Source organism: Neptuniibacter caesariensis, from assembly GCF_000153345.1.
GTDB classification, from domain to species: domain Bacteria; phylum Pseudomonadota; class Gammaproteobacteria; order Pseudomonadales; family Balneatricaceae; genus Neptuniibacter; species Neptuniibacter caesariensis.
The window spans coordinates 251,653-277,827 of sequence record NZ_CH724125.1 but is presented as its reverse complement, the minus strand read 5'-3'; the positions used below and the strand labels follow the sequence as shown (position 1 = coordinate 277,827).

Genomic DNA, 26,175 nt, shown 5'->3' with positions numbered 1-26,175 from the left:
TTCTCCCGTTTCAATCTGATTCGCATTTTGCGAATACTGGTTTTCAAACTGCATATTCCACTGCTTATTGATTCATTTATTTGTAGATTGCCCGGATCAGCAGACAACTACTTATGCTAACAAGTTGAAAACCCTTGGTTTTTCATTCATTGGTCGACTATTTGCTCTATCAAAAACATAACAAACAGAGCAATAGGCAAAGATCATGTTTGAAGGTATACGTATTTATCAACTTGTTGATAGTCGGAGCTATGGCGGTATAGAAAGCCACATATTGAATCTTTCAAAGTGGTTAAAGCGTAACAACCTAAATTCTGAAGTGGTTTTTCTTCGAGATTACGGGGCACATCCCCTTAAACAAGAATTAGACAGAGCATCCCTTCGCTATCGCTCGCTAAACAACAGCTTCCAATTAGTTTCGCTTCTTAAAGAAAGCCCTTCTCTTCTCTGCACCCATGGCTACAAAGCTGGAATCATTGGTCGACTGGCTGCGCTTTCCTGTAAACGCCCTGTTATTTCAACTTTTCATTCTGGCGACCCAGGAAAAGGCAGAGTAAAGCTATACAGCCTGATTGATAGATATAGCGCATTTCTTTGCGATGCGTTGATCAGTGTCAGTCACCAAATAGCAGAAGAGATCCCTGAATCTACGACAATCGCCAACTTTGTTCCACAATTGCCAATGCTACCCGAAAGAGGAAAAGCGATCGCTTTTGTCGGCCGTCTTTCCGAAGAGAAAGATCCGATCAGCTTTGCAAAAACAACACAAACCATTGACGCGCCCTGCCATGTTTACGGTGACGGTCCTCTCTACAATACTCTTCAAGACCAGTATCCCCACCTGACATTATTTGGACACGTAGAGATGAGGGATTACTGGAAAGACATTGGCCTACTCTGTATCACCAGTAGATTTGAAGGCTTGCCTCTGGTAGCCCTTGAAGCAATGATCAGGGGTATTCCTGTGCTTAGCTTCGCGATTGGCGGTTTGCCAGATCTCATTAAAGACTCTGAGAATGGCTGGATTATTCAGAATCGAGATGAAGACCTTTTCAACAAAGCAATTTGTCATTGGCTGGCATTACCTGCCACGGCAAAAGCCAGCCTCTCCATTTCTGCTCATCACCATGCACAGAAACATTACTCAGACGAAAGCGTTTGCCCTCAAATACTCAGCATCTATGAAAATGCTTTAGCTGCACGCTGTCCCCAGAATAGTCTGGCTAAAAGGTAATCAATATGAATACCTACGGCCGTTTTGAGATTAATTTAGCACCAGTGCTTTGCTATATAGCCGTGGTTAATGCGCTTCTGCCCGCCGCGGTCAATACTCTGCAAAACCAACCATTAATTCAGGCGCTACTTTCTGGTGCGGGGCATAGTTTTGTTATATGGCTATGCGTATTTCTAAGCACCAAAGGTTTATCGACTCAAATAAGCACACTCAAGTCTCTAACCAAATTTCAGTGGTTTTGTGTATGCTGCCTGTGCCTGTTGTTACTTATACCAAGCGCAATGTTAAGTTGGATCGCTTGTATTGGTTTCTCATCTATCTGGCTCACCCAGAATACTGATCGTGCGAGAAATCTTATCGCTCCCATCATGCTTATAGCGATTGCTATAAGAGATCCGGTTTGCCAAACTTTTCTCAACTTGTTTGCTGACCAGATATTAGGAATAGATGCTGTTATCAGCGGTTTTATTCTGCTTTTAATAAGTAGCACTGCAGAAGTTTCTGCTAATACTCTGACTCAAACAGGTGGTCATAGTTTACTTATCCTTACCGGCTGCTCCGCCTTCACAAATCTTTCGCTAGCTCTATTGCTTTGGCTCTGCATAAGCCTTTATCGACACAAATCACTCATCAGTGAAGATATATGGCGTGCACTCATCATTATCTTAATGATACTGACCTTAAACTCACTGCGCCTTGCATTAATGGCCATCAATGAATCCTGGTACGAACTTCTGCACGGTCCCCAGGCGCAACAGACCATCGAAATTACAACCATCATTATTTCCATACTTTGCATTCGTAGGAGAATTTCCCATGAAAAGGATACTCATACTCAGCCTGTTATTCATAACTGCCGTGCTCGCTCCTTTGAACAAAATAGTAAAGAGCAGCCAGAATAAACTCCAGGTAAGTCTGGATACTGAAAGCAGCCTCGTTAGCAACATACCAGGTTTAATAAACCTTGGTACGGTACCCGCAGCAAATACAGGACCCTATACAATCCGAGGATACCGCCACCCTACCTGCCCTGGTTCCATTGCAATCTTGCCGCTATATAGAAATGCAGAAGGTAGCCATATCCTTAGAAAGAAAATCAACAACAACCGGTTACGCTTTGGTTTTTTAGTTAACGGGAAGATCTATTCCACCTTTCCTCAATTCACTTTTGCTTTTCAGAAAACGTTAACCGCATTTCTGCATCTGACTACAAACACAGTTAAAGCACCGCCTGCTCTGGCTTTTGCCGAGAAAGGGCAGTGCCAACTTGCAGAGAAGATAGTCCGGTACACGTTATGACCCTATTCAATAAGCGCTGAGCAGAAATTTAACCCGCAGCCTGATCGCATTTTGAGAACACCTCACAAATTGCGAGTCAGTTTGTAAAGCCATAAACGTCATACTTTTACGTAAAGGCTTTAAAAACAATCAGTTACTAAAAGGCATCATTTTTGCTGCTCGACATATAAGCAACAGGAGGCTGTTATGAAACATAATGTTAGTAGTTTCGTTTTTGCAGGAATATTAAGTAGCGTATCCGCACAGAGCTTAGCCGCTGAAGATGCGACCAATACGCTTGTTAACATTGACATTAATCCAGATCTACTGAATGAAATATCCCTCGCTCTTCCCGAAAGGCAGGATGTGAATCAGGCCTTTTTGAGCAATGAATACAGTCCTAACATCATTCTTCAGGAAGATGCCCATGTTTCTGTCACATTTCTTGATGAAGGAGCGGGATACAGAAACTCTCTGGGTTATTTTACTTACGAGGCCTCAACTTTTGAGAATATAAGCTTTGGCCAGATCGATGCGGATGGCTCAGGCCATATTGGTATAAGCGAGTTACAAAACATATCCGGCGTTAATACCGGGATGATCTTTAACAATGCCTCGGAATCTGGCGGTGGCGGTAGCTTGTTAGCGGGTGACACCGTCACATTGACCGGGGCAGATATTGTAAATGTGGATGGTGACCACTTTGATATGACCGGGGGCACAAGGTTTGAAGCTGGCACAAATGTTGGTTTCTTCCTCCTGCAAAATGCCTGGGATGGTTCACAAGTTAAGGGCTGGGACTACACAAGCCAGGATCCTTTAGCTATGTACACACTCGACTTCCTCAATCCGGAAAATAATTTTGCAGCAACGCTTGATAACAGCGCGACCTATTCAAGGCACGTTGCAATGATGAACTCGATTTCAGGCGATAACGAAATCATTCTCGGGTTTGAAGATCTTGTTAGACCCCAAGGAGATAATGATTTTAATGACGCAGTTTTCCTGGTTAGAACAGACCCTGTGACCTCTCTGTTTGCAGAAGTTCCAACTACTGAAGAGGTTATTAGTTTACAAGCAGCACCAGGCCCTTCTATGGGAGGTGGATTGTCTGGCCTCTTTGCACTTGCTCTAGGATTTCTGAGCCTACGCAGGAAACAATAAAAGAACAGCGCAGCTTTGTGCCTGAAATGAATTATGCCCGCTTAAATGCGGGTTTTCTCATTTTGAGAAGCAAAAAGAAAAACGCAGACTAAGACGTTAAAAATTCCATTACGTTATTAATGTAACCCACTGAATATAAACAACTAATAAAGCTGGCCCATTTCTCGCTTGGACAAGTTAACAACCTGTAAAGGAGTGACGCTATGTTTAAGAGGATTCAGAATTTACCAACGGCTGTCCGACATAGCCTTATCTATGCATCAGCGCTGGCATTCTCAAAAGCGCTGGCATTAATCATGGTTCCCGTGGCCACCAATTTTCTTACCCCAGAAGATTATGGACGTCTCGACGTTTTACAAACCCTTGCTGACTTACTGAGTATAGTGATTGGTATGGGCATGGCAGAAACCCTATTCCGGTTCGCAGGCAGTGCCGATGACGATGATGAACGTCGCAAAGCCAGTGCAAATATATTCGGTTTAGCTATCTGTCTTGGTCTCTTCTCCCTTGCTCTCGGCCAGTTCCTTGCAGGCCATATCAGTCAATGGCTACCTGGCAACATTGCAGAACTTGAAGCCCGTTTGATCCTGGCAAGCCTTTCTATGGTCGGAACGATACTGGTACCTTTGGCTTGGTTACGAATGCAGGGGAGCGCGTGGAGTTACTTCGCCGGTACTGCAGGCCGTGTGGCTTTGCAGGTAGCCATTGCTGTGCCTCTTTTGTTTATGGGATTCGGCGTTACCGGCGTTCTCAGCGCAACACTTATCTCAGCGATCATTCTTTGTGCATGGCTGGTTAGGTCACAGTGGAAAGATACCGGCATAAGTTTCGAATTCGCACGGTTCAAAGCCTATTCTGTTTATGGCGGCCCGTTAATTTTTGTTGGCATCTCCGGTTTTGTTCTTGGAAGCTTTGACCGTTGGATTTTAGCCGATACCGTAGGTACTGCAGAGATGGCACAGTATGCCTTAGCAGCCAAGTTTGGCTTAATCACAGCGGTACTTATACAACCGTTCGATCTATGGTGGCACCCACGCCGCTTCAGTTGTGTCAAAGAACAAAATGGTAAAGAGCGTTGCGCGCAAATTGCCACAATCGGTGTAGCGATTGCTATCCTATCTGCATTAATTATTGCGGCCACAGGTCCGACGCTTGTTCGCTTGATGACACCCGAGGCCTATCATCAATCTATCGCCTATATTCCATGGCTTGCAGCACTAGCCGCTTTACACAACGCCAATTCAAATCTGGGCTTTGGTGCGATGAGTGCTCACACTACTGTAAAACCGGCTATTATCGATGGGATAGCGGCAGGAATTGCCTTAGCCGGATATCTGTTATTAATTCCTATATACCATGCCTGGGGGGCAATCATCGCAACATCTCTGGCACTTAGCATCAGAATGCTTGCAACCTATCGGGTTAGTCAAAAAGCCCTTAACCTTCCCTATCGCATACGCCGATTAAGCCTGATGGTATGTAGCGGACTATTTTGTCTTGTTATGTTGCCTGGTGAACCACTGTCTCTGATGGTCGCTTTGCAAAGCTTTATCGTCCTAAGCGGCTTCGTACTTAGTTGTATATTTCTTGGCATTCTTCCTAAGCCTGCAATATCCCTGCAGAAGATTAAGATCATGCTAGGGCGCTAAAGCCCTTCAGTATCGACGGGTAGCCAATCAAAGACGTGATTGGCTACTCTCTCCTTCCGTAAAGATCCCACTCCAATCCCAATAGAATAATCACCCACCACATTAGCAACAGCCCCTCCACGAAAAAGACTATAGACCTGCAAAGCAATGCCTAACAAAATTTCTGCAAAGTAAACTAGTGAATAACTTAGGCTTGAATACAGAAATTATCGCCATCAACCGTCTACATTCGATGTGCTATTTCTTAACCGTTCGCACTAAGGAGCCAGCGAATACGTCTTGAACTTATTTGCGAGGCTCCTTTTGGAGCGTCTCTAAAATGACTTACTGCTTTGCCATGCAGCTTGGAAAGAATCACGCATGACGCGGCCAAGCTTTCTGACAAATCGAATTCGCTGTGATGGAATATTAAGGGGAAAACGCCCCTGGACGAGGCGTGCGTGAAATATTTACGGAACCAAGGCTTTGTTTGATTGACTGAGATTGCCACCAGTCCTTAATCTCTGAAAAGGAAGTTCTATCAGATAATAGGAAAGTGCTGCTGCAATAAAGGTCAGCACGATGTTCAGGGGAAAGCTTTGCAATGCGTGGGTTTCATAGGAATTTAGAAACGGCTCCTGCCAGAGGTAAAGCGAATAGCTTAAAGCACCAACATAGGTAAGGAGTTTGCAATTAAGTACCCTGAATATCCATCCCTCTTTGCGGGTAAGACATAACAGGATCACTAACATCGCACCAAAATTAGCGAATGACTGACCCAGCGTATAAAACCATCCTGGAGCAACCAGATAAAGGCTGGCTGAAATCAGTAAAGAGAATATGGCCAATGGCCATAAGAACAACCGGTTTATGCTCAGCACCCTCTTTAATCTTGCAGGCTCATGAAAGGTATATGCCAATAGGCATCCTAAAGCCAACGCATCCGCCACCGCCTGGAATTGCCGAGTCATTGCAGAGGGAGAGAAGTCAAAGCCATACCACATCGCACCTCTGACCAAGGGGATGACAAAAATTAACACCAGTAAACTTTGATACGCTTTTAACCTACCGATGATCAGAAGCGCGAAGGGCCACAGTAAGTAGAATTGCTCTTCAACGGCTAATGACCAGGTGTGATTTAAGTGCCACCCTCTCTCCTCGTGATAGTTCATCGTATATGTGGCCGCATGCAACAGATCGCCTGGGAGTATATCCACCAGCTCAAATTCAGCGAGAATCACGCCAACGATCAAATAAGCGTAATAAGCGGGAAAAATACGTAAAACACGACGATAAAAGAAACTTCTTATGTTAATTGTGCTTTTCTGGCGCAACTCGGTTAAAAGTAGATAAGTGATCAGAAACCCGGAAATAACAAAGAAAAACCGTACCCCGTAGTTGCCCAGACTGTGCAGCGGATCCAGAACAGCCGGAAAACCAACTGTGCCAACGGCATGCCCCAGAAGCACTAATAATATCGACACAGCTCGCAGGCCATCCAGACTGTGTAATCGCCCCTGGCTATCTAGATGAATTCGTAGGTTAGACTCCCTGGACAAAGGTTCTGTTTGACTAAACATCATTGCCTCCTAAATAGCTGCTTGCTTTCTCAGCCGAATCAGCACTTTTCTTCAAATTGACAGACGACATCGATCATTACATGTCACTTATTACTATCTGGGTTATTGTTTTTCACTTGAGCATGGCGATGCTCCCGGCTAACAACAACACCTAGTGCAGTCGCCAGTGAAAGCAGAATATATATGGGCCACATAAAGCCCATGGTTAGAAACGTACCGCTGATACAGAACCCAGTCAGAGCCCCCAAGATACCCTCAGCAACAATCACTCCCTGGATCTTGATACCCTGGTCTCCGGTATAAAATGGACCTTTCAACGTTTGAAGCGCACGAAGCACGACTTTGAAAATCATCACAACCATCGTGATAAAAATAATCGCGCCAGAAAAACCTGTTTCGCCCAATACCCCAAACCATGTGCTATGTACCGCGTGGTTTTGGCCATCCCAGAAATCGCTATAGGTGAAATAATTTAGCAGGAAGTTATCAAGCCCTACTCCCGTCACCGGATTGTGTAGTGCCATTCGAAAAGCAGCGACCCAGGCATGAATTCGCCCCATCGCTGATTCATCGATCCCTTCTTCGTGAGCGCCACCTGATTGGCGATCACTAATCCCCGCCAATACGAACAAAGCCCCCAGGCATACGGTACCAATAAGCCCCAACAGCGCTTTCGACTTAATTCTTCGATAAGCAAAGATTCCTGCGACTGCCGTAATACCTAACAATCCCCCTCGGCTTTGTGTTGCGACAATGGCCGCCCCCATCAGTAAAAACGTCAGTAGCCCAAGAATTCTAATAAAACGTGCCGAGCCAGGATTTAAAGCGATTGAAAGCGCAAATCCTGCTGGAAACAACAAAACCAGGGAAAGATCATTAGGGTCCCCCAGAGTCGATCCCAGATCACGGCCAATGGTGACCCGAGTGCCTTCAACCAGGCCGATGCCATTGGCTTTATTAAATAACGCAACAAAAGCAACGGTTATGCCCGAAACAACAAAGGCATTAGACGCAAAACGTAATCGATCGATATTTGCGCACAACCAAGTGATGGCAAAAACCATAATCGCGATTTTGATATAGGTTGAAGTGAAGTAAGCAAATGAAGCGGCCCGGTCACTGGCCATTACGACACTGACAGTAGTTTGAACAAAGAAAGCAGAAAATATAGCCAATTCTTTTGTCCAGAAAGGCCTGATGATGCCTGCCCACAATCCCCAGCTTAGGGATACCAGCGCACCCATAGCTAACATAAGTGGGATACGTAAGGTATATAGCTGCGGAATCACTTCGTGAATTCGAAAGAACGAGATAATTACGAAGCCAAGAATAATTGGGAAAGGGTTCTTTAAAACAAAGAGTAGCCCAAGGGGTACCAAAGCCATAACGATAGGCAGCAATGGATGAGGCACTAATAGCCAAAGCCCACAGATCAGTGCGCAGGCAAATAACGCCAGTAACACACCCAGAAGCCTGGAGTTCGGCCTGTCATTATGCTTTTGAAAGATAAACCTTGCGTTCAGCATTTCAATCTCATTGTTAATTTATCTAACAATGCCTCAGCAAATTCAGTGCCACGCCCACATCAGTTTGTATGTAATGAGCGGCCCAAAAAGCTGGTTTTTATATAAATAAAGGCCGGTTTCAGGAATGAAAAAGTATTAAATTGTTTCGAAAATTGCCGCTTATCATCTTTTTGCAGATGCGGTTCAATTCGCCTCGCAAAATGAGAAAAAACTTGGGAGCAGCTTCAAATAATCAACGTAACTCATTGATACAATTAGATATAAGTTAATGGCACAGTAACTGCAATTCCTTAAACATCACGCCCATAACAGTCATTGGAGGTATGAGATGTGTGGAATTGTTGGTTCTATAAATCATCACAATATCGTGCCGGATCTATTGGAAGGTCTGAATCAGATTGAATACAGAGGTTATGACTCTGCAGGTATAGCCGTCATTGGTGAACATGGTTTAACGACTATCAAACGTCCAGGTAAGCTCAAGCAGTTAGAAACTTACTTAAGCACTACACCACTGTCGGGTCATGCTGGTATTGGACACACTCGTTGGGCGACCCATGGAATACCCAACGAAGCCAATGCACATCCTCATAGCAATGATCAGGTTTCTGTCGTTCATAACGGGATTATCGAGAATTATTTACAGCTTCGACAATGGCTAACCGCTGAAGGCTTTACTTTCAATAGTGAGACAGACACTGAAGTGATCCCGCACTTGATCACTCTATTTCTGGCCCGGGGCTTGCCCCCTACCCAAGCCCTTCATGAGGCCCTGAACCACCTTGATGGGGCTTTTGCTCTGGGCGTTCTATTTAAAAATGATAAAGACCACCTTTATGCAGCACGAAGAGGCAGCCCACTGGTTTTAGGCAAAGGATTACAAGGACTAAGCCTGGGCTCCGATACGATGGCGCTTTCCTCATCTGTTAAAGAAATTCTATATCTTGAAGAAGGAGAGCAAGCTTGTCTGGGACGAGACGTTTTTACTCTTTTCGATCCAAAAGGTAAGCCTATCAGCCGCGAAATGCAGCCATTTGATCAGGAACGCGAAGATAACGGTAAAGATGACCATCAATTCTTTATGCATAAAGAGATCCACCAGCAAGTTGCAACAACACGGGATACGTTTCACCACACCCAGCACTGTTTACTCGACATCCCGCTTGATTTCGAACAATTTCAGCGTCTGACAATCGTCGCCTGCGGTACGTCATACTACGCTGCCATGGTCGCTAAATATTGGTTTGAACAAATTGCAAAAGTACCTGTGGATATTGATGTAGCGTCTGAATTTCGCTATCGAGAGCCACTTCTAAGCAAAAATGGGCTAGCCCTTTTTATCTCACAATCCGGGGAAACCGCTGACACGCTTGCGGCTTTGCGCTACGCGAAGGCTAATGACCAGACAATACTGAGTATCGTTAATGTTGCAGGCAGTACTATAGCCCGTGAATCTAACATCAGCCTACAAACCCAGGCGGGCCCTGAAATCGGTGTTGCTTCCACAAAAGCTTTTACTGCACAGCTAGCGATTCTTGCAAAACTTGCTATCCATACAGCGCATTATCGAAAAGTGATCGATGTTAAAGAAGTTAAACATCTATTAAATGAGATGAATGCCCTACCCGGGTTAATCGATATTACTTTAGGTATTGAAGATCAGATCAAAGTCCTCGGAGCTAGCATCAAAGATGCGAAACATGCTTTCTTTATCGGCCGGGGCATCAACTACCCCTTGGCCATGGAAGGAGCGCTTAAGCTCAAAGAGATCAGTTATATGCACGCGGAAGGCTTTGGAGCAGGCGAGTTAAAACATGGCCCCATCGCCCTTATAGAGCCCGGCACACCGGTGTTTGTAATCGCCCCTGACGATTCACTCCTTGAGAAAACACTCTCAAATGCAGAAGAAGTCGCAGCTCGCGGGGCCCGCTGCATCATTATTGGCAATCAAGCCAGCATTCGGAATTTACCAGAGGGTATGGAGCATCTCATTCTGCCCCCTTGTGATAACAGGCTCAGTCCAATTCTATATGCAGTCGCACTTCAGTTAATTGCATATCACGCCGCGTTAGCTTTAGGCACAGACGTGGATCAACCCCGTAACCTGGCAAAATCGGTGACAGTAGAATGAATAAATTACAAGCATTCAAAAAATGGGTAAAAACCGCTGATCATCCTTTGGCGAAGGCTGTAAAACAGGGCCACGATCAGCTACATCATTTCGAAATTCCGGCGTTCAGTATTCTGTATAAACCTCTGCATACCCTGCATCAGTTAATCAGCCATAGTCTCAGCAGTGTAATGAGGGTTTTCTACTGGACTCCAATGTTCAAAACCCGACTCAGCAGAAAAGCTCGGCGGCTTTACCTATATGGAGGCATGCCACTTGTACAAGGAAGTCTTGAAATCATGATGGGTGATAACTGTCGCCTGTCTGGGCAAACAACCTTCAGCGGTCGATGGAGCGGTGAACAAACCCCGCAACTTATTATCGGGGATAATGTTGGTATCGCCTGGCAGACCACCATTGCGGTCGGCAGTAAGGTTATCATCGGGGATAATGTGAGAATTGCGGGCAGAGGCTTTCTGGCTGGATACCCTGGCCATCCGGTTGATCCAGCTGCACGCGCCAAAGGGCTACCCGACACTGAAGATCAGGTAGGCGATATCGTTTTGGAAAAAGATGTTTGGCTAGGTTCAGGCGTCACGGTCATGAAGGGTGTAACCATCGGCGAAGGCACCATCGTTGCCGCCGGCAGTATTGTATCGCGCGACCTCCCCCCATTTGTTCTCGCCGCTGGAGTACCTGCCAAAGTGATAAAACCATTAGACCTTAAACAGCGTAAACGGACTGAAGCAGAATCAATCAAGGAGCGTGCCGCATGAATATCGACATGCTCGTTTTTGGAGAAGATTGGGGGCACCACCCTAGTAGCACCCAGCATTTAATCAGACATCTGATTAAAGAACAGGAGATCGTCTGGGTAAATTCGCTTGGGTTGCGTCGCCCCCGCCTAAACATGAGAGACCTTAAAAGGGTTTACACCAAAACAAAATCACTTTTAATCAATAAACCGCTTTCTGAAGCAACCCTGGCAGCACATCCGCAAATTGTTAATCCGGTTTCGTTGCCCTTCCCTGGAAGCAACCTGGCAAGGTGGATTAATAGCCACCTTTTAAGCCACAAGCTCAAGCCACTAATTACCCCAGAAAAAAACCGCGACAATGGTCCCATACTATGGACATCCTTACCTTCTGCCGTCGATGTCGTTGGTAAATTAGGTGAGCGAGCAGCCATCTATTATTGTGGAGATGATTTCTCTGCTCTGGATGGAGTGGATCACGAACCCGTGGCGCAGATGGAGCAAGAACTAGCAGAAAAATGCCAACTCATTATCACTGCCAGTGCAAAGCTGGCTAAAAAGTTCCCAGCAAATAAAACGGTAGTTCTGCCCCACGGAGTAGATTACGAGCTATTTGCAACAGAGCAGCCTCGCGCAGCAGATCTGCCTCAAGGTCCTGTCGCAGGTTTTTATGGTGCTTTAGCCGGCTGGTTTGATCAGCAACTCATGGTTGAGATCGCAGCTCAGCTGCCGGATTGGACCTTTGTGCTGATTGGCCCGGTTCTGACTGATATAAGCCTTCTATTGAACCAACCAAACATTAGTGTTCTTGGACCACGCGAGCATTCTCAACTACCAGCTTATAGCCAGCATTGGGATATAGGCCTGCTCCCTTTTAAGCGCAACGCTCAGATAGAAGCGTGCAATCCTCTGAAGCTAAGAGAGTATCTCGCCGCTGGCAGCCCGGTTGTCAGCACCGATTTCCCAGCACTGGATGGTTACAGGGATCTGATTAATGTCTGTGACCATGCAACGGGAATCGCAGAATTTATAACCTCCACTTATCAAATGAAAAACCACAAAACGTTGCTTAGAGAGATGCGTCAGAAAAGAGTAAAAAGGGAAAGCTGGTCTAATCGCGCCGATGAGCTCAAATATCTGTTAGCGCAGCTATAGCGGCCCATTCAATCCCCCTAGCAGTTTGGTTCGCCTCTCATTTTGCGAATCAAACTGCAACAACTCCCCAAAAAAACTATTTCTCAGCCCATTCACCTTCTCTGCTCTATCTCAAACACCTCTGAAAGGCCCGTAAATACAGCCTTTTAGCAAAAGGCAATAATATGGCCCAAAAAATGCTGAATACAGGTAAATATATTTTTATCCGGAGCATGTCATGTTTAGATCCTCAAAGACCACTGTAAGATCCACACTGATACTCGTGGCTGCATTAAACCTTAGCGGGTGCGTGACAACGCTTAAGTATCTAGACCTAGGTGGGACCGAAACAGAAGCCCCGCAAGATGAGCCCATCAGCGTGGACACACTTTTATCGCAAGCAAGAGGCCAAACCTCATCACAAGAATCCGATAGCAATTTATACCTGCGCTTTGATTCCCAAAACCCAACCCTGACATCACTTCAGGAAAAAAGCTTACTGGACTTTGCAAAGCAAAAAAGAAACACCCTTTTTCTGGCATGCGCACCCAGTCAGCATAATGATCCATTCACCGCGGCATCAATCGCGATCAAACGCTGTACTTTCATAAGCGGTTTCCTGAGCGATCGTTCTTATCCGAATGAAATTATGCTGGCACCTGGCCTACAACCTGATCAGGTTCGGGTCTACCGCTAGCCACAGCCACCTGTTGAGTCTGCCGGGAGTGAATGATGATTAGAAGCGCCATAGTCAAAAAAGTTGCTTCGCTCTTATGGGCGGGATGGCGACGTCGTTATTTAATCGCTGTTCCAATCATCCTAATGCCTTTTGTCGGTTTGGCCGTCGGAATCCTTTCGCCAAAGAAGTATGAAACCAGTACGACAATACTGTTCCAGGAAGCCGCTGAGCATAACCCTTTCCTCGAAGACCTCTCAATTGCGACTAACCTGAGGGATCGCATGGAGGCTCTGAATGCTTTGTTACATAGTCGGCATATTCTCGCTAGTGTCGCCTGGCAACGGAAATTGATCCATGAAGAGATGGATGAGGAGAGTAAAGCGCAGGTTATTGCCGATCTCTCTAAGGCGCTTAAAGCCACACTGGTTGGCGATAACCTGATTAAAATCAGCTACAAAGCGCCGGATAAGTCAGAAATGAAAGAAACCTTGAGAATGGTCAGCATGCGCTTTGTTGAACGTGTACTAGCTCCTCAACGCTCTTCAATTATTCAGTCCGAAAGCTTCCTGTCTAAAGAGCTGGAAGAGCGCCGTGTTGATCTGCAAAGTGCTGAGCAAGCCCTGGCAGAGTACAAAAATAAATATGCCAGCGAGCTACCCCGTTTACATAGCGCTAACGTTGCACGCCTTTCCGAATTACAGGCCTATCTTGCAGAACGCAGAATTGAGTTGGATGGCGCCAGAGCCGCGCAGGCCAGCCTTGCAATGCGATTATCACAAACCAATCCGGTAGTTGGGAAAATAGAGGAAGCGATTATCAATGTAATGGCCGAACTCACTCAGCTCAGAGCAAGGTACACCGATGAACACAGCCAGGTACAAAATGTTCTGGCAAGACTGCAGTCTCTGGAAAAAGAGCGCAACCGTATTCTCAGTCAGATGCAGGAACTCAATCAGGGTGGATTAAAACAGGCTCGCCTTGAGCAACTATGGGCGATAGCTACCACCCAGGAAACGGGTAACAACAACCGCCAACACCCTCTTCTTATTTCACAGTTAGAACGACTACAACAAGCCGATGACCATATTGAGCGTCTTAACAAAGAAGTGGGGTCATTATCTGCAGAAATCAGCAACCTGCTTAAAAAAGTGAACGGCTACGGACAACACGAGCGCAACCTTAAAGAATTAGAACGCGATATTCAGGTGCGCCAGAAAATCTATCATGATCTGGCTGAACGTTACGAGATGGCAAGGGTCACCCGCTCTCTCGGTAAAAATGAGGAAAGCGAAAGAGTCAAACTAATAGATCCCCCCTTTGAGCCACTGGCACCAATCAATATGCCCGTTGTAATTTTTGTCATCGCAGGTCTCTTCGCCGGCATTGGATTAGGCCTGGGCCTGGCGGTTGTCGCTGAGCTTCTGGATACCAGCATCCGCCGCAAAGATACCTTATTTGAAATGCTCAATGTTCCGGTTCTGGCCAGAGTGCCAGCAATGAATACTGAAAAGCCTTTTACACAGGAGTAACAACATGAAAGATGTCATTGTTCAGGTGGTGCAACACCTTAGGCCAGGTGGTATTGAGACCATGGCACTCGATCTGTTAAACCAGCTTAATCCTCGCGCTGAAGTCTATATTTTCAGTTTAGAAGGCACCAAAAAGAACGCCTTAGCGCATTGGCCAAGGTTACGCTCTATCAGTAGTCGATTACGCTTTTTCAATAAAGCCCCCGATATTCGACTGAAGCTAATATCTGAGTTAAAAAGTGCACTTCTGGAAGTCGGTGCAACAGCTGTGCATACCCATCACATAGGCCCCTTATTGTATGGGGGTGCAGCCGCTAAGTTAATGGGTGTTAAACATATCCATACGGAACATGATGCATGGCACTTGAACTCAAGATCAAATCGCAATCTGCAAAATCTATTAATACGCCTGATCAGACCTAAATTGATAGCAGATTGCGAAGAGGTAGCTGGATTACTCAATCAGTACTACCCCTACTCACAACCAGAAGTGATCTTAAATGGTATTGATATCAATCGTTTCACGCCTCCTGAACAAGATCAGCGCCAGACGAGCCGGAAAAAGTTTAATCTTCCTGAGGATCTCTTTCTCATTGGCTGTGCAGCCCGCCTTGAAACCGTAAAGGGCCATAAGTATCTATTAAAAGCACTGAAGCATTGCGATGAAAAAACTGGATTAGTTCTCGCAGGTAGCGGTTCTCTCAGGCGTCATCTTAAACGTGAAGCCGACCATATGGGGATATCTGATCGTGTCTTTTTCCTTGGTCACGTCGACAATGTCGTACCTTTCTACCATGCCATTGACCTGTTTTGCCTTCCCTCATTGAATGAAGGCTTGCCGCTTTCGCCTTTAGAGGCACAAGCCTGTGGAATACCCGTTGTAGCAACAGACGTAGGCGGCTGTAGCAGTATTTTATGCCCGCAAAGTAGCGAGTTAGCCAAGCCTGGTAGTACACGATCTTTGATTCAGGGCATACAGGAGATCCAGCAACGCGGTTCAGTGCAAGATCCCCGTCAGTTTGTGCTACTTAAAGGCAGCCTTGAGAAGACTGCTGATGCCTATTTTAATCTTCTCAGTTGTGTAAAGGAGGCATGATATGTCGTTACTATTACACAGCTTTGTTGCCATCTTGTGGTGCCTGGTTATTTACCACCATCTTATCTATCCCATCATTATGCTTCGCCTTTCGGCCGATACAGGAAACCAGACTGAAAGCCTGAAAACAGGCAACGAATACCGAACTATTACCGTTTTGGTACCGGCCTATAACGAGGCAGAATACATTGCCGCTAAGATCCGAAATGTCGCAAGCCTCAACTACCCAGCCAACAAAATAAAGCTGGTCATTGCCTGTGATGGGTGCACCGATAATACGGCCCAGCTTGCCAGAAAAACTGCACAGGAATGGCAGAATTCAGACTTAGACATGAAGGTCATCGAATTCAAGAACAATCACGGCAAAATTGCCATTCTGAATGCTCTGATACCAGAGATACAAAGTGAGATCGTTGCTTTGAGCGATGCCTCAGCGCTAATATCAAACGATGCCTTGCTGATAGCCAATCAGCACTTCAAGGCACCTCGCCTCGGTATTGTTGCTGCAACCTACAAGTTACTGAACCCAGGCAGTGAGGGGGAAGAGAAATACTGGAATTACCAAATCAATATTAAACGTGGTGAAGCCGCCATCGGCAGCCCTATCGGTGTACACGGAGCCCTTTACTTATTCCGTAAATCGCTATTCGAAACCTTGCCTTCTGACACTATTAATGACGATTTCATCTTACCCATGAAGATTGTTAGCCAAGGCTACAAAGCCATCTATGATTGTAATCTTGTTGCGCTTGAATTAGAGAGTGCAACCCTTTCAATGGACCATAAACGCCGGGTAAGAATAGCTTCAGGTAACTTTCAGCAATTGATCAGAATGCCAGAGCTCTGCTCTCCCGCTCTGGGCGGTACGGCTTTTAGTTATATTTCTGGTAAAGCCCTTCGTTCGTTAATGCCATTCATACTGGTAGCCCAATACCTTATCTGTAACTGGTTGGCTTTAGATTCCGACATATTTCTTGCTATCTCAGCACTGCAACTCAGCGCATTTATTATGGCCCGACTGAGTTTATTTCTGCCTGAACATTACCTGCAAGATCAGCGACTACTTAAACCGTTCAGTCTGATCTTTTATCTTCTCAATGGTTACTGGAGTGGCCTTATTGGTTCACTTCGTTACCTGCTTAGGCTTGACCGTAATCCCTGGAAATCCATTTAATTACCTTTGGATTATTTATGTGACAATCACATAAGGAGATCACAATGAATTCTTACATTCCTAAAACCGTAACTATTAGTAAGCGCTTCATGGATGTGACTTTATCCTGCATTGGCCTGGCAGCTTGTCTTTGCCTCATGCCCTTTATCGCTATGGCAATCTATCTGAATGATCGAGGACCTATTCTGTTTAAACAACTACGTATCGGCCACGCCAGCAAAGATAGAACTGAACTTTTCTGGATGTATAAATTCCGTACGATGAGAATGGATGCTGAATCAAAAACCGGCGCGGTGTGGGCTAAAAAAGCAGATCCAAGAATAACGGCTGTAGGGCGTTTTCTGCGTAAAACACGTCTCGATGAACTGCCACAGTTCTATAACGTTTTACTCGGCGATATGTCATTGATCGGCCCTCGTCCAGAGCGTCCCGGCTTTTATCAGAAATTAGAACGACAAATACCTTATTTTTCTGAACGTACCTGGGGTTTGAAACCAGGCATTACCGGATTGGCGCAGGTTAACCAAGGATATGACCGCGATATCGAGGATGTACGTAGCAAAGTGGGGTTTGATCATGCCTATGCACTGAGCCTTGGTAATTTCCTAACCTGGCTTCAATCAGATCTGAGCATCATATTTAAAACGGTTATGGTCATGATATGCGGCAGAGGCCAATAGTTAAGCATTTAAAGGCTCCCACTAACGAGAAAGTAGCGATGTTACAAAAATTGTCTGCTCTGTTAACCACTGTTTTTTTCATTTTCCTGTTATGGATACTTTTTATGGCAAACACAGAGCAGGATACCGTTATTTTCCGCTTTGTCAGAAGTCTGCCTTATGGAGATAAAATGGCGCATATTTTTGTATTTGGCGTCCTTACATTACTGCTAAATCTCGCCAGTAAGAACAGAGCACTGAGCTACAGACGAGCAAATATTCAGTGGGGAACGCTATTCGTCACTGTATTCGCCACGGCTGAAGAAGCAAGTCAATATTTCATTCCAAGCCGAACTCTAGATCTGTTCGATTATGCATGCAGTCTGATGGGTATTTTATTATTTACGCTGATCTCTCGGTGGAAAATGGCGGCGCCTGGCTAAGAGATATTTAAGTAGATTATAAAGACGTTAAAGGGGATATCATTTTGTTTCGCAAAATGCGATTTTCGCATAAACCACAACGCCCATAATAAAAACAAGAAGATAATTTCCTTTAAAAACAGAAAGTTAATCACTGGCACAGGCTTTGCTCTTTATTTAGTAACACTCAGATAAGGAGCAATCACATGTCTAATCTAGCTACTGTTAAATCCGATCTTTTTCTCGCGCTGGATGGATCATTAGATGCATTGGCAGTTGAGATTCTCAAGCCACGTTTTGATGAGCTGGTTCAAAGCCACTCAGATGTCGTTCTCGTTTTAAATAAGACAGACTTTATCGATTCATCAGGCATTGGCGCTATTGTATTTCTTTTTAAGCGTTTACGAGAGGTTAACCGAAAATTGAGCCTGGTTGGTGTTCATGGCCAGCCCCTCGAGTTGCTGAACCACCTTCGCATTAATAAAACCATTGATATTAATTAGAAGGGGTGACTCAGATGTCTCAGTCAAACCATCGTATCCTCTACTCTGCCTTAATACTTAGCCTTTTGCTAAACCAAGGCTGCTTCTACATGGTTGAAGAAGGTAAAGGGGGCGTTGCTGAACGCTTCCCAATACCTCAAGAGCACTGGCATCTGTCACAGCGACTGCATGAATGTGAAGCAGCCATCACAGAACAAAGCCTTTATGGGAAAGCACAACTGCACCCTGCCCTTTACCAGCAGACCCAAAAACTTCTCACAGAAAGCCGTCGTCTGTTCAAAGCGGAATATTATCAGCAGGCCGAGTTAACGCTGGAACCTGTGGAAACCGTTCTAAAACTTATGCAGCAAAACATGCACATTAAAGCGGTAAAACACCTTTGCCAGAGCAACGCAATTCAGGAGGTATGTTTATGAAAACCTTCATCAAAATCATTTTGTTATACCTAATGCCTATCTTAGCTTTTGCTACCGAGCTAAGACCCGGAGACCGATTACAAATTAAATTCCCCGGTGAAAGCGCCTTTGAGAAAAGCTTTCAACTGGACCACGACGGTAAAATCAGTTTGCCAGAAATCGGCACAGTTAAGCTTCAGGGTATGTCGCTACTGCAGGCACGTACTGTACTTACAGGCAAGCTGAGTAATGCATACAAAGACCTGAGTAAGTTCGATCTGTTCCTCAAAGAAAGACGGCTCACCGTGACTGTACTCGGCTACGTTAAAGAACCAGGCCCGGTTGATATGCCGATACGTGCAAATGTCCAGATGGCGATCAACAGTGCCGGCGGTCTTGCCCAGGGTGCTCAGTTAGACAAGCTACAAATTAGGCGTTCAAGTGGAATTATAGAGTTCGACTATAAACACTACCTTGATAGTGGTGACCCATCCTCTCTGCCCAAGCTTGAGCCAATGGATGTCATCTTTATTCCTGCATCTCCCTTAATCGGTAATGTTCAGGTTGAATTTGATGCTCGCACCCTGACCGCTTCTGGCGATGCAGGCGAAGACGGTGAAGCGATCAAAGTTTTTGGTGAGGTACATCGTCCAGGCACCTTTGCTTTTAAGGAAGACGCTTCAGTGATGGATATGATCATGCGTGCTGGTGGTGTGACACGTTACGCAGGTATTGAGCAGATCCGTGTCATACATCAAGGCCAGCCTTACCCATTTGATATGCGTGAATATCTGGATACCGGGAATCCTGATCTGATGCCCAAAATTCATCAGGGCGATGTCATCTTTATCCCTCAGGCAACAGAACAAGTAAAAAGCGGCTCAAGAACCGTGTATGTAATGGGTGAAGTATTCAAACCAGGTGCGATGGAGATGGGTGAAGGGAGTGGTTTTTATGATCTGCTCGCTACGGCTGGTGGCCCGACCCGCTTTGCAGAAACCCGACAAATCCGCATCATCCGTGCTGACGGCAAGGTTCAACCCTTTGATCTTCAGGGCTACGTCGATAGCCAGGGCCGCACCAAACTGCCTAGCATTCAGCCAGGTGATGCCATTCTTGTTCCGGAAAAAACCGATATGAATGAGAAAAGCTGGCTTAAAGTTCATCCAAACCGTGCGGTCAGAATCATTGGCGCCGTTAATCGTCCCGGTCGCTATGAATGGGCATCGGAGATGACACTAATGGACTTAATTGCCCATGCAGGTGGCCCAATTGCTAGCGCAGATACCGCTCACCTACAGATCCTGCAACAACGCAAAAACGGCAATACAGAATCTGTTAGCTTTGATCTTAAAAGCTTCCTGGATAAAGGGGGTGATATTCGCAAGATACCTCATATCAGAGCGGGTGATACCGTAGTCGTCCCTGAACTACCAAAGGATCCAAATGACAACCGCTCGCAGTGGGTACGCCAGTCGAGTGACCGCTCGATCTACATCTTTGGCGAAGTAGGTGCACCAGGCCGCTATGCATTTAACAATGAACTTAACTTTCTGGATATTCTATCTGCTGCACAAGGGCCTACTGGCATGGCGGATTTAGCCAGCGTAAGAATTACCCACCGTAAAGGCGACACTACCCAGGTAACCCATCTCAATCTACATACTTATTTCCAAACAGGGGATGAAGCCATGCTACCCATTGTGAAGAATGAGGATGTCATTTTTATTCCTAAACGCGATCGGGCTTGGTTAGAAAAACCTAAAGAAACGGTAGTCAGGGTATTAGGTTCTGTTGCTCGCCCTGGTCGCTATAGCTTTGACAACAACATGACGGTACTTGATCTACTCGCAGAAGCGGGAGGCCCACAAAATACTGCATTACAGGATCGCATCATGATCATCAACAGAATTGATGGCGAAGCGCATTCAAGACTGTTTGACCTGGTTGAATTTGCTAAGACCGGTGATTATAGCCGCCTACCAGTTCTTCGTGCTGGTGATACGGTTTATGTGCCTGGTAAAGAGCAAAGTAGCTGGTATCGATTTGTCAGCACCCTGCAAGAGTCACTTACCGTATTTTCGTTCGCTCACTTGGTAGGACTGTAATAGGAGCATATGAACATGAAGCATCTACAATCGAGCGCGGCACTTGAAACTATTTATGCCAGAATACTCAGGCTGGGTATCTCACAGTTTACCTTGTGTAGCACCCAGCATAAGGCTGGCAATAGTTTCCTATCACTTGCTGTTGCCAAAAGAGCCGCAGAATCAGGAAAAAGGGTTCTGCTAATCGAGCTAAACCGAACAACACCCAAGTTAGCAGAACTGCACGGCCTCTCACCCTTAGAGTGGCTTCCGCTTACGGGTAACTGGGAGCATGCGGCTCAAGAAAGCGCTCATGCGGGATTACTGCTTTTATGCTGCCCCGTTAAATCGAGCCACTGTGTGGAATTTCGGGATCAGGAAACGCTTAAACTATTCTTTGAAAGTTGTGCCAGCCATTTTGATATGGTGATCTGTGATGTTGAACCGATACTGTTCTCAAAACAGCAAATGAGCCGCGATCAGTTTGAACCTGAGCATCAGCGCTTACCCGTTGACGTCATTTGTGCAGCCAGTGAAGCCACTGTACTGAATGTGCTAACCGGCAGGACCACGGAATCAGAGATAGACGAGGCACGGGATATCCTTGTACAAAGCGGAGCATCACTTCAGGGAGTGATTATGAATGACTGCCATGCGCCCAGCCTGAAACAAGAACTCATCCGGGAAACCTATCGACTTCAAAAGCCATTTCCCCGCTGGATGGCTAAGCTTCGAAAGAAAATTGACAGCACCGTTCTGCTAAATCAGGAACTGTAATTACTGCTTCTCTATTAAAATAATGGTTAAGTCATCATCAAGTTGTGAAAAGTCGAGGCGCGCCTTCAGAATCCAATCGGCTGCTGAAGATAGTGGCATTTTGTGGCTATCTTCAATCGCGGATAACAGGTTGCCTGGGATCTTCACCGCGGCATCATTGAAACCATCTGAATAGATTAGCAAACGTTCTCCCGCTTCGAGTGGGTGCCTATAGGATTGATAGCCCGAAATACCCAAGCCAGGCAAGGGTCCATCAACGCGGATCTCACGTGCACCTTGCTCATCGATTAAAAAGGGATAAGGCTGCCCTGCATTCACCCATTCAATTTCCCCCTCTTTGTTCAGATTCACAGCAATCAGAGTGGCAAGTGTTTCTTTGAGTACTTTATCTTCATCAAAACAAGATGAAAGACGTTTTAATAAGTCACTCAAATCGATACTTTGATCAACCGAAGAAGAAAAGAGCCCTCGAAGGTAACCCGCTAGCGCATAGACATATCCTTTGGCAGATAAACCATGCCCCATCAGGTCTGCCATCAGTATGATATTTTGCTTTTCACCTTCATGGAGCTGGACCAGATCCCCTCCTCCAGCCTCAGGATTAAAGCTACGTAGCTGTATGTCATAGCCGGGAATTTGCTCGGGCAAATGCGGCTTTAAGCCTAAGGTCACCTTTTGCTCTAGCTCTAATTGAATCTGATCTTTTAAAAATCTGCGACGATGAACAACCCGCTCCATGGTATTGATGAGGCGTGATTTAACGACAGGTTTAGTCAGAAAATCATCGATAGGTCTTGTCAGTGCTCTGCTTATGAGTGATTCATCTTCACAACCGGATACGTAGATGAATGCAGTATCAGCCACATCCGGAATGTGCGATAGCTGATCAAAAAGAACGGTGCCGGGTAGTTCTGGCATTAAGAGGTCACAGATCACCAGGTCAGGGAGATATCGGAGGGCTTTATCAAAACCATCAGACACCGAAACCGCATCTATAACCCTGTATCCTTCAGCGAGGTAGGCTCCCAGAACCGAGCGGTAGCTGGGATCATCATCAACAATCAGTACCGTTAGTTCAGAGGCATTTGCATCACCGGTAGGCATACGCAGCATCATCAGATTGTAAGCGTCTTCTCGATAGCAGGCCGGGATGTAGCGTATATCAGGAAACATCTGCGCGAGTAACTTAAGCCCCATGCCGCTCTCTGCGGCCTCAAGCGTATCGGGATTGAGAATATCCTGACTGAAACGGTTAAAACTAGGCCCATTATCTTTAAGCTCCAGCCACCAGAAATACTCATCTCTGCTCAGAGTCATAATGATGTCTGTCGGCTTTGGCTCAGGATAACGGCTTAAATTTACAATAAGCTCAGCACTGGCTAACAGAAAGGCATCTTTATTTGGCACTTCAGATCTACTTAAAACCTCAACCATCTCCTCGCGAACGCGTCGAGCATCTTCTAAGTGCGCTTTTATGTGCCATTCAGCTATACACTGGACCATTGTTTATTACCTTTAAAAGGCTATTTCTCAATAACTTACTTGTCACACCATACCCTGTAGCATAGGCTAAGAGGAAGTTTTTTGGTTGGAGAGGATTTCCTATGCCTGTACCTTCGGCGAACCGGATCTTGTTAGTAGAAGATGATGTTTCAATGGCGGCTGTTTACCGTAGCTATCTGACCGGCATGGCCTATCAAATTCACCATGAAGAGACAGGGCAAGGAGCTTTAGCTGCCATGTCCAGTGAACAGTTTGATGGCATACTCCTGGACCTTTCCCTACCCGATATGAATGGCCTGGAGATTCTTCAGAAGGTTAATGATCAAGAGCTCCAGATCGAAGTGATAGTCACAACGGGTGACTGTTCTATGACTACTGCAATTGAAGCAATGCAGCTTGGCGCCAGAGACTACCTTGTAAAGCCCTTCAGCAAAGATCGTTTACTGACCACTTTAAAAAACACCTTCGATAACCAGAAATTAAAGCGAATTGTCGAAACCTATAAAGAGGAGATCGACAGACATAATTTCTGTGGATTTATTGGTTCCTCATTACCGATGCAGAGGGTGTATCAGGTAATAGATAGCGCTGCGAGCTCAAAAGCGACCATTTTCATCACTGGCGAGAGCGGAACAGGTAAAGAGGTTTGTGCTGAAGCAGTCCACCAGCGTAGCGAACGCCAGAAAGCTCCATTTATCGCGCTCAATTGCGGCGCTATTCCTAAAGATTTAATCGAAAGTGAAATATTTGGCCATGTAAAAGGCTCATTTACAGGTGCAGTAAAGGATCGCGATGGTGCTGCCAAAGCAGCACAAGGCGGTACACTGTTCCTGGATGAAATCTGTGAAATGGAGCTCGCATTACAATCAAAGCTTCTGCGTTTCCTACAAACTGGCACCTTACAAAAGGTCGGCAGCGATAAAACTGAAAAGGTCGATGTACGTATCATCTGCGCGAGCAACAAAGATCCACTCGCCGAAGTACAAGCGGGGAATTTTCGAGAAGACCTCTACTATCGACTACACGTGCTGCCTATTCATTTGCCACCGCTTCGCGAGCGGGAAAACGATGTCATTGAAATTGCGACCAGTTTTCTTAAACAGTACGCCAAAGAGGAAGCTAAAGACTTTAAAGGCTTCGATGTAGAGTGTGAGCTGATACTGAGTAATTACGACTGGCCTGGCAACGTAAGGCAATTACAGAATGTTGTCCGCAACATTGTCGTGCTTCATAACGGCAAAGAAGTGACACAAAGCATGCTTCCAGCCCCACTTGATGGCTTTAGCCAATCCGCAAAGCCGATTTCCAGCACGGTATTAAAACCTGTCACACCGCAGCAAGCGCCTATACAGACAGATGTTGATCTAACAGCAGGCGAGCAACTATCGCAATTAATACGCCCTATGCCTGAAGTTGAGCGTGAAGTCATTGAACGTGCGATCGATCTGTGTGGCGGCAATATTCCGACAGCAGCACACTATTTACAGGTTAGCGCTGCAACAATCTACAGAAAACGAAATAGCTGGAAAGAAGCAGATCAAAATAAAGATTAACCAGCTCGATCAATCATATGATTGCTCAAGTTATCCAGGCTGGCGGCCGCCAACTCAACAAAGTCCGCCAGCTCTTCGCTAACATCCTTATTATCAAGACAGCACCTTTCAAGAAATCTTGCCCGCTCCGAAAGCACCGATAGTCCATAAAGCGCCCCACTGCTTCCTAAAGTATGAAGATGCCGTCTGGTCTCATCCATATCGATGTCAGTCGCCTCTAAAGCTTCAAGGCGAGTCCTCGCATCAGTTTGAAATACAGCAACCAACTCAGGCAATACATCCTCTGAAGTATCTCTGGCGAGCTGATCAAGCTTATCAACATTAAGCAAATCGACCTGTTCCTCAACTGGTTCCGCATCATAAGAAACTGGCGCCAACTCGCTACTCGGCATAAGATAAGGAGAAACGGTCTGTAACAAAACGGTTTTATCTAATGGCTTTTCCAGATGGCCTTGCATGCCTTCACGGCTAAACCTTTGCTTATCTTCGAGCTGGGCATAAGCAGTGAATGCAATGACCGGGGTTTCTCTCCAACCTGTAGAGGACTTGAGGTACTGAAACGTCTCAACACCGCTCATACCCGGCATCGAAATATCCATGAGTATGAGATCAACCTTATTTCCAGCGTATAAATCAATAGCCTCCTCCCCCGAACAAGCGCAGATAACATCAACACCCGCATTATCTAACATGGTTTTAGCGACAAGGCGATTTGTTGCGCTGTCATCAACAACTAAGACCGTGCCTTTCAGGGAAAGATTATGTTGTGTATCCGCAGGAGGCTGGGCTTCTGCGATCTCTAGAGGTAGTGTAAATCTAAAGCTGGTTCCCACTCCTTCCTCACTGGTAAAGCCTATTTCACCTCCCATCAGCGTTATAAGCTTACGAGAGATAGCCAGGCCCAGCCCTGTGCCTTCCTGAGGGTGTAGCCTTGCTTGAGAATCAATCGTTGCGAACTCTGAAAATACTTTTGCCTGCTCACTTTGTGGTATGCCAGACCCGGTATCCTTAACCTCAAATGATAAAGTTTGATCTGTTGAAGTTACCAGGACACTGACTCTGCCATAATCGGTGAACTTAACCGCATTACCTATCAGGTTAAGTAACACTTGACGTAAACGTTGACCGTCTAGTTGGATCCACTCAGGAACAGAACTATCAATATGGCTGTCAAATTGTATCGATTTCTCTTCGACCCTTAGCTTAAACAGCTGAGTCAGTTCAGATAGTAGCGCAGCAATCTGGCAGGGCTGCGGTATTAGCTCAAGCTTATCCGCCTCAATTTTAGAAAAGTCCAGAATGTCTGAAATAATGGTGAGTAGACCACCACCGGCATTAAGTGCATGGCTTATGTACTCTAACTGCTCATCATTTAACGGGGTTTCCCTAA

22 protein-coding genes are annotated in these 26,175 nt (G+C 45.7%); 18 read left to right on the top strand and 4 right to left on the bottom strand.

The annotated features are described in order from the left end of the window. Positions 1–205 precede the first annotated feature (205 nt). The 4 genes from MED92_RS01330 to MED92_RS01310 all read left to right on the top strand — a co-directional run bounded on the left by MED92_RS01330 (position 206) and on the right by MED92_RS01310 (position 5,325). Positions 206–1,234, top strand: a complete 1,029-nt coding sequence (locus MED92_RS01330; protein WP_007019660.1) for a glycosyltransferase family 4 protein — start codon at positions 206–208, stop codon at positions 1,232–1,234. Positions 1,235–1,239: 5 nt separating this feature from the next. Next, positions 1,240–2,136, top strand: a complete 897-nt coding sequence (locus MED92_RS01325; RefSeq protein ID WP_007019659.1) for a hypothetical protein — start codon at positions 1,240–1,242, stop codon at positions 2,134–2,136. A 583-nt stretch (positions 2,137–2,719) separates the two neighbouring features. Further along, positions 2,720–3,676 (top strand): DUF4114 domain-containing protein, encoded by a 957-nt coding sequence (locus MED92_RS01315; protein WP_007019657.1) that lies wholly within the window; start codon positions 2,720–2,722, stop codon positions 3,674–3,676. Positions 3,677–3,879: 203 nt separating this feature from the next. Next, the gene (locus MED92_RS01310; RefSeq protein WP_007019656.1) at positions 3,880–5,325 is read left to right on the top strand and encodes an oligosaccharide flippase family protein; all 1,446 of its coding nucleotides are present in this window, start codon (positions 3,880–3,882) and stop codon (positions 5,323–5,325) included. A gap of 449 nt (positions 5,326–5,774) precedes the next feature. On the opposite strand, the gene MED92_RS01305 is transcribed toward MED92_RS01310, so the two are convergent. Further along, entirely contained in the window at positions 5,775–6,884 is a 1,110-nt protein-coding gene (locus tag MED92_RS01305; RefSeq protein WP_007019655.1) for an acyltransferase family protein, read from the bottom strand. 83 nt (positions 6,885–6,967) lie between these two features. Further along, positions 6,968–8,410 (bottom strand): O-antigen ligase family protein, encoded by a 1,443-nt coding sequence (locus MED92_RS01300; RefSeq protein ID WP_007019654.1) that lies wholly within the window; start codon positions 8,408–8,410, stop codon positions 6,968–6,970. 328 nt (positions 8,411–8,738) lie between these two features. Between MED92_RS01300 and glmS the strand changes: the two genes are divergently transcribed. The 13 genes from glmS to MED92_RS18320 all read left to right on the top strand — a co-directional run bounded on the left by glmS (position 8,739) and on the right by MED92_RS18320 (position 21,729). Next, positions 8,739–10,541: a glutamine--fructose-6-phosphate transaminase (isomerizing) gene (gene glmS, locus MED92_RS01295; protein WP_007019653.1), complete on the top strand. Its 1,803-nt coding sequence runs from the start codon at positions 8,739–8,741 to the stop codon at positions 10,539–10,541. Further along, the gene (locus MED92_RS01290; protein WP_007019652.1) at positions 10,538–11,296 is read left to right on the top strand and encodes an acyltransferase; all 759 of its coding nucleotides are present in this window, start codon (positions 10,538–10,540) and stop codon (positions 11,294–11,296) included. The genes glmS and MED92_RS01290 overlap by 4 nt, the downstream gene beginning before the upstream one ends. Then, positions 11,293–12,429: a glycosyltransferase gene (locus MED92_RS01285; protein ID WP_007019651.1), complete on the top strand. Its 1,137-nt coding sequence runs from the start codon at positions 11,293–11,295 to the stop codon at positions 12,427–12,429. Before MED92_RS01290 ends, MED92_RS01285 begins: the two co-directional genes overlap by 4 nt. A gap of 217 nt (positions 12,430–12,646) precedes the next feature. Continuing rightward, positions 12,647–13,105, top strand: coding sequence for a hypothetical protein (locus tag MED92_RS01280; RefSeq protein WP_007019650.1), 459 nt, complete (start codon positions 12,647–12,649; stop codon positions 13,103–13,105). A 32-nt stretch (positions 13,106–13,137) separates the two neighbouring features. Further along, positions 13,138–14,616, top strand: coding sequence for a GumC family protein (locus MED92_RS01275; RefSeq protein WP_238321479.1), 1,479 nt, complete (start codon positions 13,138–13,140; stop codon positions 14,614–14,616). A 4-nt stretch (positions 14,617–14,620) separates the two neighbouring features. Beyond that, entirely contained in the window at positions 14,621–15,712 is a 1,092-nt protein-coding gene (locus MED92_RS01270) for a glycosyltransferase (protein ID WP_007019648.1), read from the top strand. Position 15,713: 1 nt separating this feature from the next. Beyond that, positions 15,714–16,886 carry a glycosyltransferase family 2 protein gene (locus MED92_RS01265; protein WP_007019647.1) on the top strand — a complete coding sequence of 391 codons (1,173 nt, stop codon included), beginning with the start codon at positions 15,714–15,716 and terminating at the stop codon, positions 16,884–16,886. A 44-nt stretch (positions 16,887–16,930) separates the two neighbouring features. After that, positions 16,931–17,566: a sugar transferase gene (locus MED92_RS01260; protein WP_007019646.1), complete on the top strand. Its 636-nt coding sequence runs from the start codon at positions 16,931–16,933 to the stop codon at positions 17,564–17,566. A 104-nt stretch (positions 17,567–17,670) separates the two neighbouring features. Next, positions 17,671–17,988, top strand: a complete 318-nt coding sequence (locus tag MED92_RS01255) for a VanZ family protein (protein ID WP_238321478.1) — start codon at positions 17,671–17,673, stop codon at positions 17,986–17,988. 185 nt (positions 17,989–18,173) lie between these two features. After that, positions 18,174–18,470 carry an STAS domain-containing protein gene (locus MED92_RS01250; protein WP_007019643.1) on the top strand — a complete coding sequence of 99 codons (297 nt, stop codon included), beginning with the start codon at positions 18,174–18,176 and terminating at the stop codon, positions 18,468–18,470. A gap of 14 nt (positions 18,471–18,484) precedes the next feature. Next, positions 18,485–18,886, top strand: a complete 402-nt coding sequence (locus MED92_RS01245) for a hypothetical protein (RefSeq protein WP_007019642.1) — start codon at positions 18,485–18,487, stop codon at positions 18,884–18,886. Then, positions 18,883–20,973, top strand: coding sequence for an SLBB domain-containing protein (locus MED92_RS01240; protein WP_007019641.1), 2,091 nt, complete (start codon positions 18,883–18,885; stop codon positions 20,971–20,973). The genes MED92_RS01245 and MED92_RS01240 overlap by 4 nt, the downstream gene beginning before the upstream one ends. Positions 20,974–20,988: 15 nt before the next feature. Further along, on the top strand, positions 20,989–21,729 hold the full coding sequence (locus MED92_RS18320) for a P-loop NTPase family protein (RefSeq protein WP_007019640.1): 741 nt from the start codon (positions 20,989–20,991) through the stop codon (positions 21,727–21,729). Here the strand turns inward: MED92_RS18320 and MED92_RS01230 are convergent, their stop codons facing one another. Further along, positions 21,730–23,232 (bottom strand): SpoIIE family protein phosphatase, encoded by a 1,503-nt coding sequence (locus MED92_RS01230; RefSeq protein ID WP_007019639.1) that lies wholly within the window; start codon positions 23,230–23,232, stop codon positions 21,730–21,732. Between the two features lie 101 nt (positions 23,233–23,333). On the opposite strand from MED92_RS01230, the gene MED92_RS01225 reads away from it, so the two are divergent. Further along, entirely contained in the window at positions 23,334–24,785 is a 1,452-nt protein-coding gene (locus MED92_RS01225) for a sigma-54-dependent transcriptional regulator (protein WP_007019638.1), read from the top strand. Here MED92_RS01225 and MED92_RS01220 read toward each other — a convergent pair. Continuing rightward, positions 24,782–26,175, bottom strand: a 1,394-nt coding sequence (locus MED92_RS01220) for an ATP-binding protein (protein ID WP_007019637.1), incomplete at its 5' end; no start/stop codon positions are given. The two genes, MED92_RS01225 and MED92_RS01220, sit on opposite strands and share 4 nt — an antisense overlap.